The following is a 15961-nucleotide window of genomic DNA, read 5'->3' as shown; positions in this document are numbered from 1 at the left end:
GACCCCGTACCCGACTCATGAGCGGACCTCAGCCCCGTAACCGACACAGCACCCGACTCGAGCCCCGTGACCCACTCAGCTCCAGCCCCAGACACACACTCAGCCCCAGGCCCAGGCCCACGCTCCCCCAACGCCTCCTGCGATCCCGTGCCCCACGCGTCCGCGCCGCCCGGCACCTGCGGCGCGTCCAAGCCCGCCGCACCCACGACCGCCTCGCCCAACCCGTGCCCGCTCACGCGCCCCCCTCCCCACCGGGAAACGCCCCGGCCAACTGCCCGTGCTCACCGGCCGGCCGCTCCCCGCCACCGCCCGAACCAGCGGCTCCGCCCGAGCCGGCTCCCCCACCCGGACCGAAGCCGCCCCCCGAGCCGTCCGCCCCGCCCTCTCCATCCGCCCCGTCCGTCTCCGCCCAGCTAGGCGCACCTCCAGAGGCAGCCCGCCCCGCAAGCCACGTCCCGAAGCTCCCGCCCGACTCGCTCGTCGGTGCGGTCCAGCGGCCCGGTACATGGGCCTCGGGAGGGTTGGCGAAGGGCAGGGGTTCGCCCGCGTCGTCCACGGGTTCACGGCGCACGGGGCAGTGGGAAACGATCTCCAGGTAAATGCCGTGAAATGCCGTGATGTTCTGCTCGACGGTGAAGAGTTCGAGCGCTCGTGCCCGCGCGGCCGCGCCGAGGCGCTCACGGCGCCCCGGGTCACGCAGCAGCGACACACACGCCTCGGCGAGCGCCCGCGGGTTGCGCGGCGGGACCACCAGGCCGGTGCCGCCGATGACCTCGACGACGGCGCCCGCGTCGGTCGAGACCGTCGCGCGTCCGCAGAACATCGCCTCGACGAGACTGATGGGAAACCCCTCGACGATGCTCGACAGGACGACGACGCTCCCGGCGGCGTACGCGTCCGCGAGGTCGGGTGTCTCGGGCCCGCCGATCTCCTCGAACGAGACGGGGTTGTCGCCCATCGCGTGGGCGCCGTCCGCCTCGTCCGGGAAGAGCTGGGCGGCGAGGGCCTTGCAGTGGGCGAGGTACGCCGCGGCTTCGGGTCCTTCGGCTGGTGCGCCGACCAGGCGCAGGCGGGCCTTGGGCTCTTCCTTGCGGATCTCCGCGAAGGCGTGGAGGAGGGAGATGAGGTCCTTGGAGGGTTCGATGCGGCCGACCCAGACCAGGGTGCCGGGCTCCCCCGGCTCCTCGCGCTCCCCGATCTCGGCGAAGCGGGAGGCCTCCATGCCCGGGTGGACGGTGCGCAGTTTGGCGCGGTCGGCGCCGCACCGCTCCTGCCAGCGCCGGGCGTGCGTGTTGCCGGGGGTGATGATCGCGGCCTGCCGGTAGGTCTCGGCGGCGAGGCGGCCGTGGAAGGCGGCGAGCATCGCCCGTACGGGGGCGCTCAGTTCGGCGTCGCCGGCCGCGATGTAGTGGGCCCGCAGCTGTACTCCGTACTCCGTGACGAGGAGGGGGACGCCGGAGAAGTGGTGGGCGACGAGTCCGGGCAGGGCGGCCGGGCCGCCGGAGGTGGCGTGGCACAGGTCGACCGAGCCGAGGCCGTCGTCGCCGTACCAGTCGAGGGAGAGCGGGCGCAGGGCGCGTTCGATGTGTCCGGCGACGGCGAGGAGGTCGGGGACCCGGGCGGCGCGGGCCGCGCGCAGGGCGCCCGGTGCGCGGCAGGCGCGCTCCAGCGTGCGCACGGCGGTCTCGGAGCGCAGGGCGCCGACGAGTCCGCCTTCGTCGCGGGCGAGTTCTGCGAGCGTGTACAGCGCGTTGCCGAAACGGTCCGCCTCGGTGCTGGAGGCGTCGGCGGGTGCGCCCGCGAGGCCGGCGGTGTCGGGGGAAGCCCCGGTGCAGACGGCCGCCGCCAGCTCCGCGTACGCGTCGGCGAAGCGTCGCCTGCTGCGGCGTCCGTGGCTGATGCCGTCGTCGTCGGCGGTCCACATCGGCGCGGTGCGCACCCGGCTGACTTGCGGAGGCAGTTCGATCCAGCCGCGGTCCTCCTGGTCCTGGCTGCGGCTGAGCGCGTAGAGGTCGAACTCGTGCTGCTCGAGCCCGCGCACGAGCCGGTCGCACCAGAGTCTGGCCTCACCGCTCACATACGGATAGCCACCCTCCGTAAGCAGTCCGATGCGCACGAGTACACCCCCGATCTCCCGTCCGAGGAGCCGCCGTTGGGCCGGTGGCTCAGCGGGACGAACGTATGCGGACATGCCGGTGGCGTGATGGACGGTTGTCCATCACGCCACCAAAAGGGGTGAACGGCCGTAACTTTCCCGTGCGGGTAGCGTTCCGTCGCGCTACACGCTCATTCAGTCACGGAGTGTCATGCTGCGGCCAGCTCCCTGCGGGCGGTGCGTCGCCGCGCGGCGACGGCCGGATCGAGCGCCGGCACGGCGGCGAGCAGCTGCCGGGTGTACGGGTCCTGCGGCGCGTCGTAGACCTCGTCCACGGTGCCGTATTCGACGACGCGTCCCTTGCGCATGACCGCGACCCGGTCGCTGACCTGACGGACGACGGCGAGGTCGTGGGCGATGAAGACGAGGGCGAGGCCCAGCTCGTCCTGGAGTTCCCGCAGCAGGCCGGTGACCTGGGCCTGGGTCGTGACGTCGAGGGCGGAGACCGCTTCGTCGCACACGATGATGCGCGGCTCGGCGGCGAGCGCGCGGGCGATCCCGACGCGCTGGCGCTGGCCGCCGCTGAACTCGTGCGGATAGCGGCCGTAGTGCGCCGGGTCGAGCCCGACGCGCTCCAGGAGTTCCTCGACCCGGCCGCGCACCTCCGTGTCGCCGCGTGCCCGCAGCGGGTCGGCGACGGACTCCCCCACGCTGCGGCGGGGGTTGAGGGAGGAGACGGGGTCCTGGAACACCATCTGCACGCCCGTGTCGGCGCGCGCCCCTGAAAGGAGCACCTGCCCGGACGTCGGTTCGAGGAGCCCGACAAGCATCCGCCCGAGCGTCGTCTTGCCGCTGCCGCTCTCGCCGACGATCCCGAGGGTCTCGCCCCGGCGCACGGTCAGGGACACCCCGTCGACGGCGGTGACGGCGCGCTTGCCGCGCCCGAACTCCCGTCGCAGGTCGGCCGCTTCGAGCAGGACGTCGCCCGACGTGTCCGCGCGCGGCGGCTGCGGCGCGTCGACGCGGGGCACGGCTCCGAGCAGTTCCTTCGTGTACGCGGCGGAGGGCGAGCCGAGGACGTCGGCGACGGCTCCGCGTTCGACGGCGCGGCCGTGCCGCATCACGAGGACGTCGTCGACGCTCTCGGCGGCGACGCCCACGTCATGGGTGACGAGGATGAGGCCCATGCCGGTCTCCTGGCGCAGTCCGTGCAGCAGGTCGAGGATCTGGGCCTGGACGGTGACGTCGAGGGCGGTCGTCGGTTCGTCGGCGACGAGGAGGGCGGGTTCGCAGGCCAGGGCCATGGCGATCAGGGCGCGCTGGCGCATGCCGCCGCTGAACTCGTGGGGGCGTGAGCGCGCGCGGCGTACGGCGTCGGGGATGCCGACCCGGTCGAGCACTTCCACGGCACGCGCGCGTGCGGCGCGCCGGGACGCCTTGGAGTGCACGCGGTACACCTCGGCGATCTGGTCGCCGACGGCGTAGTACGGGTCGAGGGAGGACAGCGGGTCCTGGAAGACCATCGCGGCGGTCCCGCCCCGCAGCCGCCGCAGCGCCTCGTCGTCGGCTTCCTGCACGTCGGTGCCGGCGATCCGCACGGACCCGGTGACGCGGGCGCCGGTCCCCCGGTGGAGGCCGAGGAGCGCGGAGGCGACGGTGCTCTTGCCGGATCCGGACTCGCCGACGACACCGAGCGCGGCGCCCTCCTCCAGGCGGAAGGAGAGCGTGTCGACGGCCCGCAGGTCCCCGAACTCGACGGTGAGGGCGTCCACTTCGACGAGGCTCATGACAGGACCACCCGTCGGTCGGCCACCGCGTACAGGACGTCCGCGACGGCATTGGCGAGTACGACGAAGAAGCCGGTGACGAGGACCATGCCGACGACGACCGGGAGGTCGACGACGTTGACGGCGTGCACGAGTTCGCGGCCGAGGCCGGGGATGCCGAACAGGGTCTCGCTGAGTACGGCGCCGCCGAACATGGAGCCGAAGTCGTTGGCGTTCAGGGCGATGACGGGGGCTACGGCGCCGCGCAGGGCGTGCCGTCCGATGATGGAGCGCTCGCCGACCCCGTAGGCGCGGAAGGTGCGCACGTGGTCCTCGGCGAGGGTCTCCAGCATGGAGGCGCGGGTGAGACGCGCGTATTTGGCGGCCTCGATGAGGGCGAGCGACAGCCAGGGCAGGAGCAGGTTCCACGCCCACTGTTCGGGGTCGTCGGTGAAGGGCACGTACTGCGGGAAGGGCAGCCACTGGAGCTGTCCGCAGACGACGATCATCAGCAGCAGGCCGATGACGAAGACGGGCGTGGCCGTGCCGGCGAGGGTGATGCCGGTGAGGATCCGCTCCGTGGGACGGCCGCGCCGCCAGGCGGACAGGACGCCGGTGCCGACGCCGAGGATCAGCCACAGGACCATGGCGCCGAGGGCGAGCGAGGCGGTGGCGGGCAGCTTGGTGAGGATCAGCCGCGTGACCTGCTGGTCGGTCTGGTACGAGAAGCCGAGGCAGGGGGCGTCGCAGTGCTGGAGCGCGGTGCCGGTGGAGAAGTCCTGTCCTGCGAAGATGCCCTGGAGGAAGTGCCAGTAGCGCAGGTACAGCGGGTCGTCGAGCCTCAACTGGTCGGCGACCTGCTGCACTTGGGCGGGCGAGCAGCGGGGGCCGCAGCTGATCTGGGCGACGTTGCCGGGGGCCGCGTAGAAGACGACGTAGATGATCACGGAGATGGCGAGGAGGGTGACGGCGGCGCCGATCGCCCTGCGCAGCAGGAAGCCGGTCATGCGCGGGCCTCCCGCTTGCGGCCCGTGCCGATGCGCAGGCGGGACGCGGCGCGCGGGTCGAGCGCGGTGCGTACGCCGTCGCCGAGGACGGTGAGCGCGAGCACGGTCACGAAGAGCGCGCCGGCGGGCAGCAGTAGGTACTGCGGTGCGGCCTGGTACCAGACGTCGGCGGCGGTGAGCATCTGTCCCCAGGAGGGTGTGGGCGGTTTGACGCCGACGCCGAGGAACGAGAGGGCCGCCTCGACGGTGACGTTCGTCGGGACGAGCAGGGACGCGTACGTGATGACGGGTGCGGCGAGCGACGGGAGGAGTTCGCGGCGGGCGATCTGCCAGGTCGGCCAGCCGCTGAGCCGGGCGGCGGCCACGAAGTCGCGTTCCTTGAGCGTGATGGTCTGGGCGCGCACGATCTTGGCGGTGCCGCCCCAGGCCACGAGCCCGATGACCAGGGCGACGAGGACGGGCCGCGGGAAGCCGCTGGGCACGATCGCCATCAGGGCGAGCGCGAGGATCATCAGGGGCAGCGCGACGATGACGTCGGTGGCGCGGCTGAGGATCTGGTCGACCCAGCGGTTGCCGAGCCCGGCGGCGATGCCGACGGTGACGCCGAGCAGGACCTGCACGAGGGTGGCGGCCAGCGCGACGCCGAGGGAGACCCGGGCCCCGTAGACGAGGCGGGTGAACAGATCGCGGCCGGTCTGTGGTTCGACGCCGAGCCAGTGCTCGGCGCTCACCCCGCCGAGCGGGCCGACGGGTACGCCGCCGCGCGCGGAGTCGATGAGGTGGGGGTGGTACGTGTTCGGGTCCTGGCCCTCGATCAGTGCGAGGAGCGGGGCCCCGAGCGCGATCAGGACGAGCAGGGCGACGACGGCCGCCGCGACGAGGGCGGCGCGCCGCGTGCGCAGGCGCCGCCAGAACTGACGGGCTCCGGAGACGGGGGCGGACGCCGTGACGGCGCCCGCCCCTGCGATCTCCGAGGCCACAAGTGCCTCGGTCATCGCGTCACTTCACCGAGACCTGCGAGATGTCGAGCACGCCGGTCCAGTCGCTGATGACGATGTTCTTGACGTCGGGTCCGTACAGGCGCTTGTACACGGGGTGGAACAGCGGCACGGTCAGCGCCTGCTCCCCGATCTTCTTGTCCAGTGCACCCCAGCGCTTGGCGGCGGCGTCAAGATCCGTCAACTTGTTGATCGAGTCGATCTCGTCATTGACGGACTTGTCATTGAGGAAGCCGGTGTTGAAGTTCGCGCCGTCCTTGACGATCTGCCGGCCGTCGAAGATCGGGGCGAGGAAGGGGCCGCCGGAGGGCCAGTCGGCTCCCCAGTGCGCGAGGAAGAAGCCGGGCTCCTTCTTGGCGCTGTGCGTCTTGTCCTTGTAGTCGTTGTCCTCAAGTCCCTGCAGCTTGACCGTGATACCGGCCTTCTTCAGGGCGTCCTGGAGGGCGGTGGCGATCTCCGGGCTGGTCTCGAAGTCCTTGGCGTTGGAGTGCGTGAGGGTGACGGTCAGGCCCTTCTGGTAACCGGCCTCCTTGAGCAGCTCCTTGGCCTTCTTCGCGTTGCCCGAGGCACCGGCCGGGAAGTGGTCGTACGCGGTGTAGCCGAAGGACTTCTGGTTCGGCAGGTACGTGGTGGCGGGCTCGGCGAGCGAGGAGCCGCCGGCCGCGTTGATCACCGAGGAGCGGTCGACGGCGGTGGCGACGGCCTCGCGCACCTTCGGGTTGTCGAACGGCTTCACCTTCGGGTTGAAGGCGATGTAGTTCGTGTAGCCGAAGTGGCCGGTGCCGACGCGGGCGGCGAGCTTCTTGTCGCCGCTGACCTTGGCGAGTTCGGCGGGGCCGAGGTTGGTGTCGGTGGTGACGGCGGCGGCGTCGGCGCCCTGACCTGCGGAGAGGCGCTGGTTGATGACGGACGGGTCGAGGCCGGAGCGGACGTCGATCCGGTCCGGGTAGGCCTTGCGCTCCTCGTCGGTGGTCGCGGACCAGTGGGTGTTGCGCGCCAGGACGAGCCGCTCGCCGTCGTTCTCGTTCTTGACGACCTTGTAGGGGCCGGACGAGACGGGGTGCTCCTCGTACTTCGTGCCGGTGTCCTTGGCCTTGGGCACGGGCGCGAACTGCGTCTGCGTGGCCAGGTAGGGGAACTCGCCCTCGGGCTTGTTCAGGTGGAAGACGATGGTCCGCGCGTCCGGCGTCTCGATCGAGTCGAGGCCCTTCTTGTCCTTGTAGGGGCCCTGGTAGTCGGCGCCGCCGATCAACCAGTCCCGCAAGTACGGTGCTCCGCCCGAGAGTTCGGCGGCGAACGACCGCTCGATGCCGTACTTGATGTCGGCGGCCGTGATCGGCGAGCCGTCCTCGTAGGTGACGCCGTTCTTCAGGGTGTACGTCCACACGGTCGCGTTCTTGCTGGGCTTGCCCAGGTCGGTGGCGAGGTCGGGGACGACCTTCGCGCCCGCGGCGCCGTCCTCGCGGTTGCGGGTGGTCAGCGTGCGGAAGACGAGCGAGGGGACGTTGCCGCCGCCGGAGGTGTAGAGCCGCGCCGGGTCGAAGTCGGACTGCGGAATGGAGTTGAGGACGGTGAGGGTGCCGCCCTTGCGCGCCTTGGCGTCGGAGCTCCCCCCTGCACCGCTGTCCTTGGGTCCGGCGCAGGCGGCGGCGCCCGCGGCGAGGACCACGCTGACGGACGCGGCGGCCACGCGGCGCGCTATGACGGACGGTTGACGCATCGGAAATCGACCCCTTGGGGAATGTGCGCTGCGCTGGGCAGCAGAGGGCAGGCAGGGAAATGCGCAGAACTCGCCCGAGGCACGTCGACAGCCGGAAACCAAGAAACCGGAAACCCTGAGAAGAAAGAGGGTGGATACCGGAAAGGAGAGATTAAATGCGACGCAGCACGCCAGGGGCGGGCGTCAGCAACAGTGCACGTCGGCGACGCACAGCGCGGTCACGCCGATGAGCGTGAGCTCAATGGCGGTGCGCGAGGATGCGTGGCGGTGCGGCATGCGGAGAAATATGAACGAACTTGCGCCGGATGTCAAAGTGAGGTCGGCGCCTGCGGTCAACTCTCCGGAAAGGCCCAGGGGTTGGGCTTGCAGGTGATTCCGTCGAAGGTCAGGAACTTGGTCTGCTGCTGCATGACGGGCGCCAGGGCACCGTTCTTCGCGCAGGTCACGTGATTGAACCCGAGCCGGTGCCCGACCTCGTGATTGATGAGCATCTGCCGGTACAGATGGATCTTGTTCCCGTACGTCTTCGATCCCTGCGCCCAGCGATAGGCGTTGATCATGACGCGGTCGGTGGCGGCGGAATCGCAGGACACATTGTCCTCGGTCGTGTCGAGCCCTGATTTCTCGCACCAGACGCCGGTGGTCCCCGGGCTGGCGAGCGTAATCACGAAGTCAGGCTTTCCGGAGGAAATCCGCTCGAAAGTCCTGCCGCCGTCATGGGCCCAACTGCGGTCGTCGTTCAGGGTCTTCTGCACGGCCTGCGCGAAAAGCGCGCCGTCGAGCCCGAGCCCGTTCTCGACGTCGATCCGGTACCGGAACTTCTCCCCCTTGCCCGGCGCCTTGTCGAATCCGGGCACCGCCCCGAATTTCCCGGACCCCTTGAGCTTGGCGGACAGGGGATACGTCTTGCCCATCTTCTGGTCGTACGTCAGCGGGGTGACGGGCCGCGCCTTGCCTCCGGGGGTGACCCGGTTGTCCGAGCGCGACGCCGACCCATTCGCCGACCGCTTGTCGTCGGGTCCGCCCGCGGACTGCGCGTGGGCGTCGGCCCCGCCGCCGCGCCCCTGGACGACGTGCCCGGCGACGACGACGGCGAGCACGGTGGTCACGGCGGCGGCCGCGATGCCGGTGTACGTACGACCCTTGCGCCGCTTGTCACCCGTTTCCTCGCCGTCGACGGACTCTGCGGATTCGGTGAACTCGGCGGAACCCGCGGCGAGTTCACCGCTCTTCCCGTCCCAGTCGGTGACGTCGGCGTACGGATCGGAGGGGCCGGCGGGCGGGGCGAAGGCGTCCACGTAGTCCTGTCGCGGCCTGCTCCGCGACGTCGGCACGACCGGCGAGGCCGCATACCCGACGCCCATCCGGGTCTCACCCCGGGCACCGCCCTCGAACTGCTCAGGATGCCCGCCCCGCACATGCGGGACGCCGTGCGCGGGCGTGCCCTGCGGGAACTCGTGGGAGGGCGTCACACGGGGCGACCCATGGGCCGGAGTCCCCTGCGCCGGGAAGCCGCGCGGCCCAGCCGCCTGCGGGAAACCGTGTGCGGGAGTCCCCTCGGAGAACCCACGCGACGTGGGCCCCTGCGGCTCAGCCGCCTGCGGAAAACCGTGCGCGGGAGTCCCCTCGGAGAACCCACGCCCCGGCCCGGCGTTCGACGGGGCGCCTCGGTCGCGGTACGGGGAAGGCCCCTGCTGCGCCTGCCCGCGCGCAGGGCTCTGGGGCGCCTGTCCCCGCGGAGCGGCCTGCTGGGCCTGGGGTCCCGAGGTGCCGGGAGGCGGGGCATCGGGGGTGCCGCGTCGGCGACGGCCGCGGCCTGTCGCGACCGCCTCCATGTCGTCCAGCGGTGCCGGTGCCGGTGCCGGCCCCCGGCGGCTATGCCGTCCCACTCGCCGCCTCAGCTCCCCGCCCGCTCGTCTCGTCGCTCTCGGTCAGTTCCCCGGCGTCGGCGAGGAGTTCACGCATCGCCGTGGCCACTGTCTCCGGATACTCCATCATCGCCACGTGCCCCGCGTCCGGCAGGGTCAGGAGCCGCGAGGAGCGGAACGTCCGCGCGGCCCGCGCCGCCATCCGGTAGGACACGAGCTGATCGCGTCCACCGTAGACGAGGAGCGTCGGCGCGAGGACACGTTCGGCCTGACGCCACAGTCCATGCTGCCCGCCCAGGGTGTACGCGTTCACGACGCCACGCGCCGAACGGGCCATCGCGTCCCAGAAATAGGGCAGTTGAAGCCGCCGCTCCATCTCCTCGACGGCGGCCTGGTACCCCTCTGGGGTGACCCGGTCGGGATCCCCGTAACAGAGTGCGGTGACGCCGCGCACCCGCTGCTCGGCAGTCCAGTCCCTGCTGAGGCGGGTGAAGAGCGAGGCCACGCCCGGTACGGCCAGCAGCGCGGTCGGGACCGCCGTGCGCTGCACGCGGATCTCGGGCAGCGCGGGCGACACGAGCGTGAGGGTGCGCACGAGATCGGGCCGTGCGGCCGCGACGCGTGTGGCGATCGCCCCGCCGAGGGAGTTGCCGACGAGATGGACGGGCCCGCGGCCCGCCGCGTCGAGGTGGCGGATGACGGCGCGCGCATGGCCGGTCACCGAGTAGTCGCCGTCGTCCGGCGGCGGCGAGTCGCCGAACCCGGGCAGGTCGAGCGCCTCGCCGTCGACGACGTCCTCCAGGAGCGGCATCAGGGCCGACCAGTTCTGGGAGGAGCCGCCGAGGCCGTGCACGTACAGCGCGGGCGGCAGCCCCTCGCGGGTGCCGGGGCGGGAGCGGATGGTGAGCGTGAGGCCCGGAAGGCCGACCGAGCCGAGCCGCTCGCCCTCCGCAACTCTGACGGTGGCCGGCCTGGGCGCCACGGCCGCGACAGCGGCAGGCACACGCGGCGACTCGGTCGAAGACATGCGGGATATGTTACGAGACGATCACGTACTGAATCGTGTGTTCGCCGTCACAGATCGCATCGCGCCCTGTTCCCGTGTCTCCTACGCTCGGATCTGGGCACCCGCCCACATGAGGACGTACAAGGACACATGAGGGAAGGGAGCCGCCATGACGGTCGACCCATCCGACCCCGACACATTCGAGGCGCAGGAGGATGACGCGGAGTTCGGCGTCGAGGCCCCTGAGGCGGACGCGGCCGAGCAGCTCACGGAGCTGTCACCGCACCGGGAGGACCCTCCGCAGGACGCGGACCCGGACGCGGCGAACGAGGCGGACCGCGCCGAACAGGCCCGCGTAGTGGATCTGGACGAGGACGACTATCGGTGACCTGCCCGTATTTGCCCGCATGCGGACGGTTTCCATAGCTGTCCGGTCCGTGAAATTGTGCGTTCGCAGCGCGCACACCACGGTTACCGAAAAGTACGATGGCGAAGCGGCGCATACCGCAACGGACAATCTTGGGAGGCGGCGTGACAGCCATCGAGCAGACAGAGGCAGCGCGCCCTCGGGGCACGCGCCTGCCGCGCCGTGCCCGACGTAACCAGCTCCTGGGCGCGGCCCAGGAGGTATTCGTCGCGCAGGGCTATCACGCGGCGGCCATGGACGACATCGCAGAGCGCGCGGGCGTCAGCAAGCCGGTGCTCTACCAGCACTTCCCCGGCAAGCTCGACCTCTACCTGGCTCTGCTCGACCAGCACTGCGAGGCGCTCCTGCTGGCCGTGCGCACGGCGCTGGCCTCCACGTCCGACAACAAGCAGCGGGTCGCGGCCACGATGGACGCGTACTTCGCCTACGTGGAGGACGAGGGCGGCGCGTTCCGGCTGGTCTTCGAGTCGGACCTGACGAACGAGCCCGCGGTACGTGAGCGGGTGGACCGCGTCAGCCTGCAGTGTGCGGAGGCGATCTCCGACGTGATCGCCGAGGACACCGGCCTGTCGAAGGACGAGTCGATGCTGCTCGCCGTCGGCCTGGGCGGCGTATCGCAGGTCGTGGCGCGCTACTGGCTCTCCAGCCGGTCGACGATCCCGCGCGACAAGGCCGTGCAGCTCCTGACGTCCCTGGCCTGGCGCGGCATCGCCGGCTTCCCGCTGCACGGCAGCGACAACCACTGACGACACTGTCAACCACTGACAACACCGACGACCCGCGGCGGGCGCGCCTGTTCACGGTCTTGTTCGCTCCTGGCGTGCACCGTGGACGCCGGGTACGTCCCCTCACCGGGCTAATGTGTGCTGGGTACGGCGCGGTCGTCCGCGCACATCACGGATCGTCGGAGGGACAAGGCCGTGGAGGTCAAGATCGGCGTGCAGCACACGCCCCGCGAGATCGTTCTGGAGAGCGGCCAGACCGCCGAGGAAATCGAGAGCGCGGTGTCCGAGGCACTGTCCGGCAATGCGCAGCTGCTGACTCTCGAGGACGAGCACGGCCGCAAGGTCCTGGTGCCGGCCGAGCGCCTGGCGTACGTGGAGATCGGTGAGCCGGCGGTGCGCAAGGTGGGCTTCGGCCCGCTGTAGAGCCACGCGCACGGAGTACGGAAGACATACGGGAAAGGCCCGGTGGCAGCTGCCACCGGGCCTTTCCCGTGCCTGTCCGCGAGGCCCCGGCCTTCACAGCTCGAGCACAGCGGACCCATACGGGGAGGATTGCATTCCGCGGCCTGGGGGTACACCGGTCAAGACCGATTTGCACCACGGCCACATGCGGGAGGGACCCCACACAATGCTCCTGGAAGCGCTCGGCTCCGCCCTGCTCGGCTTCGGCCTCGCCTGGGCCGCGACTGTCCGCCTGCCCCGCCGGCTTCCGTCCCGGGCGCTCGTTCTGCCGACAGGAGTCGCGGGTGCGCTCTTCGGGGCATTTCTGACGCACACCGCGCTCGGCTCCGGCCACGCCCTCGCCACCCTCGGTGGAGCGGTCGTCGTGGGCGTGGCGTTCCTGTCGCTGCTGCTCCGCCCCGCTGCCAGGGTCCGCCGGTCGGCGCCGGCCTAGCCCGGCGCCGCCGACCGGTGGTGACGCGGCCTCAGGCCGCGAGCCCCAGCGCGGCCATCCGCTTGGTGTGCGCCTCGGTGATCCGCGAGAACATCCGGCCGACCTCCGCGAGGTCGAAGCCGTCGGCCACGCCGCCGACGAGCATCGTCGACAGGGCGTCCCGGTCGGCGACGACCCGCTGCGACTGCGAGAGCGCCTCGCCCATCAGACGTCGGGCCCACAGCGCGAGCCGCCCGCCCACGCGCGGGTCCGCCTCGATCGCGGCCCGCACCTTCTCCACGGCGAAGCTGGCGTGCCCGGTGTCGTCGAGCACGGCGAGGACGAGTGAGCGGGTGTCCGAGTCGAGCCGCGCGGCGACCTCGCGGTAGAAGTCACTGGCGATCGAGTCGCCGACGTACGCCTTGACCAGGCCTTCCAGCCAGTCCGACGGCGCGGTCTGCTTGTGGAAGCCGTCGAGTGCGGCGACGAAGGGCTCCATCGCGTCGGTCGGCTCGACGCCGATCGCCGAGAGCCGGTCGTGCAGCTGCTCGAAGTGGTGGAATTCGGCGGACGCCATCTTCGCGAGCTCGGCCTTGTCGCCGAGCGTCGGCGCCAGCTTCGCGTCCTCGGCGAGCCGCTCGAAGGCGGCCAGCTCTCCGTACGCGAGTGCGCCGAGCAGATCCACCACCGCTGCGCGGTAATGGGGGTCGACGGATGCCTTCGCCCAGTCCTGGGCGGCGATTCCGGTGGGTTCGGCGGCTGCGGCGGTGTCGGGCGTCTCCATGAAGCGCACAATAGCCCGCCGACCGCCGCACGGAAGTCCCTGGTCAAGGACTGTGACGACGACTACGTGACGAATTCGGCCATCGCACATGCGCGATTCCGGGGTATGGTGGTAAAGAGCCCGCCGGGTACGAGCAGCACTTTCACATGTCTGTTTGTGCGCGTTTCGACGGGCCTCATGAATGAGGATGCCCGGTCGGTGGCCCGATCGGCTCCGACCCGACAGCCCTCCGGGCGGTACGTCACACGACGTACGGCAAGAGGAGGGAATCCCTCAGCGGTACGAGCGCTCGAGCGTCGGCAGTGGTCCCGCGTCACCCGGCCCGCCCGCCTCTCGCTGGCGACCGGCGATCAATCGGCACGGTCACGACCCCCGCGTTCGCCTCGCACCGCGTCTCACAGAAGAGGCAACACCCTGACTACGCAGCAGCTTTCCACGTTCCGAGAGCTCGGGATCCTTCCCGAGACCGCCGAAGCCCTTGAGGCCGTCGGCATCATCACCCCCTTTCCGATCCAGGAGATGACGCTCCCCGTAGCGCTCTCCGGCACCGACGTCATCGGCCAGGCCAAGACCGGCACCGGCAAGACGCTCGGCTTCGGGCTTCCGCTCCTCGAGCGCGTCACCGTCCCCGCGGACGTCGAGGCGGGCCGGGCGCGCCCCGAGCAGCTGACCGACGCCCCGCAGGCGCTCGTCGTCGTCCCCACCCGTGAGCTGTGCCAGCAGGTCACGAACGACCTGCTGACCGCCGGCAAGGTGCGCAACGTGCGCGTCCTCGCCATATACGGCGGCCGTGCCTACGAGCCGCAGGTCGAGGCCCTCAAGAAGGGCATCGACGTCGTCGTCGGCACCCCGGGCCGTCTCCTCGACCTCGCGGGCCAGAAGAAGCTCAACCTGAAGCACATCAAGTCCCTCGTCCTCGACGAGGCCGACGAGATGCTCGACCTGGGCTTCCTGCCCGACGTCGAGAAGATCATCAACATGCTTCCGGCGAAGCGGCAGACCATGCTGTTCTCCGCGACGATGCCGGGCGCCGTCATCGGCCTGGCCCGTCGCTACATGTCGCAGCCGACGCACATCCGCGCCACGTCGCCCGACGGCGAGGGCGCGACGGTCGCGAACACCTCGCAGCACGTCTACCGAGCGCACAACATGGACAAGCCGGAGATGGTCGCGCGCATCCTGCAGGCCGACGGCCGCGGGCTCGCGATGATCTTCTGCCGCACCAAGCGGACCGCCGCCGACATCGCCGACCAGCTGCAGAAGCGCGGTTTCGCGTCCGGCGCCGTCCACGGAGACCTCGGCCAGGGCGCGCGTGAGCAGGCCCTGCGGGCGTTCCGCAACGGCAAGGTGGACGTGCTCGTCTGCACCGACGTCGCCGCTCGCGGCATCGACGTCGAGGGTGTGACGCACGTCATCAATTACCAGTCCCCCGAGGACGAGAAGACGTACCTGCACCGCATCGGCCGTACGGGCCGTGCGGGCGCCAAGGGCATTGCGATCACGCTGGTCGACTGGGACGACATCCCGCGCTGGCAGCTGATCAACAAGGCGCTGGACCTGAAGTTCCCCGACCCGGTCGAGACGTACTCGTCGTCTCCGCACCTGTACGAGGAGCTGAACATCCCGGCCGGCACGAAGGGCGTGCTGCCGCGCGCCGAGCGCACCCGGGCCGGCCTTGCCGCCGAAGAGGTCGAGGACCTCGGCGAGACCGGTGGCCGTGGCGGGCGCGGCGGCCGTGGTGGCCGTACGGCCGCTCCGGCCCCCGTCGAGGAGCGCGAGCGTGAGCCGCGTGCGGCGCGTACGACGCCGCGTCGCCGTCGCCGTATCCGTAACGGCGAGCCGGTGGCCGCACCGACGGTGAACGAGCCGAGGACGGCTCCGGCCGGGGCGGTCGCCGCCCCCGAGGCCGCGGACGCCACGGTGGTCGAGCCCCGTTCGCCGCGTCGTCGCCGCCGTACCCGTGCGGGCGCCGCTGCGGAGGCCGTCGTCGAGACCGCCCCCGTCGCGACGGCCGAGGCTGTCGCCGACACGGTCGAGTCGACGGAGGTCGCGGAGACCAAGCCGAAGCGCACCCGCAAGGCCGCCGCCCCCAAGGTGGCCGCCGAGGAGGTCGCCGAGACCGCCGAGACCGCCGAGGCGACGGTCCCGAGGCCGCGACGCCGCACCCGCAAGGCGGCGGAGGCCGTCGTGGACACGGTCGAGGCTGTCGAGTCGGTCGAGGCGCCCGCGGAGACGAAGCCCAAGCGCACCCGTAAGGCGGCGCCCAAGGCCGAGGCCGTGGCGGACACCGTCGAGGCGACCGAGGTCGCGGAGACCAAGCCGAAGCGCACCCGCAAGGCCGCCGCCCCCAAGGTGGCCGCCGAGGAGGTCGCCGCCGAGGAGGCCGAGACCAAGCCGCGCCGCCGCACCCGCAAGGCAGCACAGGCCGTGGTGGACACGGTCGAGGCCGTCGAGGCACCCGCGGAGGCCAAGCCGAAGCGCACCCGTAAGGCCGCCGCCCCCAAGGCGACCGCCGACGTGGCCGCCGAGGTCACGGAGACGAAGCCGAAGCGCACGCGCAAGGCCGCGGCCCCCAAGGCCGCCGCCGACGCGACCGCCGAGGAGGCGCCCGCCAAGCCCCGCCGCCGCACGCGCAAGGCCGCGGAGCCGACGGAGAGCTGAGCAGGACCACGTAACACCCGATGGCCCGGC

Annotated in this window: 14 protein-coding genes; 5 read left to right on the top strand and 9 right to left on the bottom strand. The window is 71.4% G+C overall.

Translation table 11 applies throughout. From position 1 onward, the window contains the following. Positions 1-232 precede the first annotated feature (232 nt). The 8 genes from ACIPWY_RS30485 to ACIPWY_RS30450 all read right to left on the bottom strand — a co-directional run bounded on the left by ACIPWY_RS30485 (position 233) and on the right by ACIPWY_RS30450 (position 10481). Positions 233-2116: a DUF3492 domain-containing protein gene (locus tag ACIPWY_RS30485; RefSeq protein WP_401535871.1), complete on the bottom strand. Its 1884-nt coding sequence runs from the start codon at positions 2114-2116 to the stop codon at positions 233-235. A 188-nt stretch (positions 2117-2304) separates the two neighbouring features. After that, positions 2305-3882, bottom strand: a complete 1578-nt coding sequence (locus ACIPWY_RS30480; protein ID WP_401535869.1) for a dipeptide ABC transporter ATP-binding protein — start codon at positions 3880-3882, stop codon at positions 2305-2307. Continuing rightward, positions 3879-4868: an ABC transporter permease gene (locus ACIPWY_RS30475; protein ID WP_362903794.1), complete on the bottom strand. Its 990-nt coding sequence runs from the start codon at positions 4866-4868 to the stop codon at positions 3879-3881. Before ACIPWY_RS30475 ends, ACIPWY_RS30480 begins: the two co-directional genes overlap by 4 nt. Beyond that, positions 4865-5863 carry an ABC transporter permease gene (locus ACIPWY_RS30470; protein WP_401535867.1) on the bottom strand — a complete coding sequence of 333 codons (999 nt, stop codon included), beginning with the start codon at positions 5861-5863 and terminating at the stop codon, positions 4865-4867. The genes ACIPWY_RS30475 and ACIPWY_RS30470 overlap by 4 nt, the downstream gene beginning before the upstream one ends. 4 nt (positions 5864-5867) lie before the next feature. Next, positions 5868-7586, bottom strand: coding sequence for an ABC transporter substrate-binding protein (locus ACIPWY_RS30465; RefSeq protein ID WP_401535865.1), 1719 nt, complete (start codon positions 7584-7586; stop codon positions 5868-5870). A 183-nt stretch (positions 7587-7769) separates the two neighbouring features. Continuing rightward, positions 7770-7862: an Ms4533A family Cys-rich leader peptide gene (locus tag ACIPWY_RS30460; protein ID WP_362903788.1), complete on the bottom strand. Its 93-nt coding sequence runs from the start codon at positions 7860-7862 to the stop codon at positions 7770-7772. Positions 7863-7918: 56 nt separating this feature from the next. After that, positions 7919-9475 (bottom strand): DUF3152 domain-containing protein, encoded by a 1557-nt coding sequence (locus ACIPWY_RS30455; protein WP_401535863.1) that lies wholly within the window; start codon positions 9473-9475, stop codon positions 7919-7921. After that, positions 9462-10481, bottom strand: a complete 1020-nt coding sequence (locus ACIPWY_RS30450) for an alpha/beta fold hydrolase (RefSeq protein WP_393703642.1) — start codon at positions 10479-10481, stop codon at positions 9462-9464. Before ACIPWY_RS30450 ends, ACIPWY_RS30455 begins: the two co-directional genes overlap by 14 nt. 148 nt (positions 10482-10629) lie before the next feature. Here ACIPWY_RS30450 and ACIPWY_RS30445 point away from each other — a divergent pair, with 148 nt between their 5' ends. The 4 genes from ACIPWY_RS30445 (at position 10630) to ACIPWY_RS30430 (ending at position 12507) form a co-directional block, all read left to right on the top strand. Beyond that, a complete protein-coding gene (locus ACIPWY_RS30445; RefSeq protein ID WP_362903782.1) occupies positions 10630-10848 on the top strand; it encodes a hypothetical protein in 219 nt (72 codons plus the stop codon). Between the two features lie 143 nt (positions 10849-10991). Beyond that, a complete protein-coding gene (locus ACIPWY_RS30440) occupies positions 10992-11633 on the top strand; it encodes a TetR/AcrR family transcriptional regulator (RefSeq protein WP_362903781.1) in 642 nt (213 codons plus the stop codon). A gap of 174 nt (positions 11634-11807) precedes the next feature. Next, positions 11808-12035 carry a DUF3107 domain-containing protein gene (locus ACIPWY_RS30435; protein ID WP_362903779.1) on the top strand — a complete coding sequence of 76 codons (228 nt, stop codon included), beginning with the start codon at positions 11808-11810 and terminating at the stop codon, positions 12033-12035. A 205-nt stretch (positions 12036-12240) separates the two neighbouring features. Continuing rightward, positions 12241-12507: a hypothetical protein gene (locus ACIPWY_RS30430; RefSeq protein ID WP_362903778.1), complete on the top strand. Its 267-nt coding sequence runs from the start codon at positions 12241-12243 to the stop codon at positions 12505-12507. Positions 12508-12538: 31 nt separating this feature from the next. Here ACIPWY_RS30430 and ACIPWY_RS30425 read toward each other — a convergent pair whose 3' ends face one another. Further along, the gene (locus ACIPWY_RS30425) at positions 12539-13270 is read right to left on the bottom strand and encodes a ferritin-like fold-containing protein (protein ID WP_362903777.1); all 732 of its coding nucleotides are present in this window, start codon (positions 13268-13270) and stop codon (positions 12539-12541) included. Positions 13271-13789: 519 nt separating this feature from the next. Here ACIPWY_RS30425 and ACIPWY_RS30420 point away from each other — a divergent pair. Beyond that, complete coding sequence (locus tag ACIPWY_RS30420) at positions 13790-15931, top strand: DEAD/DEAH box helicase (RefSeq protein ID WP_401535859.1); 2142 nt, start codon at positions 13790-13792, stop codon at positions 15929-15931. The last annotated feature ends 30 nt before the right edge of the window (positions 15932-15961 follow it).

The organism is Streptomyces sp. NPDC090032, from assembly GCF_044748025.1.
Classification (GTDB): Bacteria; Actinomycetota; Actinomycetes; order Streptomycetales; family Streptomycetaceae; genus Streptomyces.
This window is presented reverse-complemented; position numbering and strand designations above follow the sequence as displayed.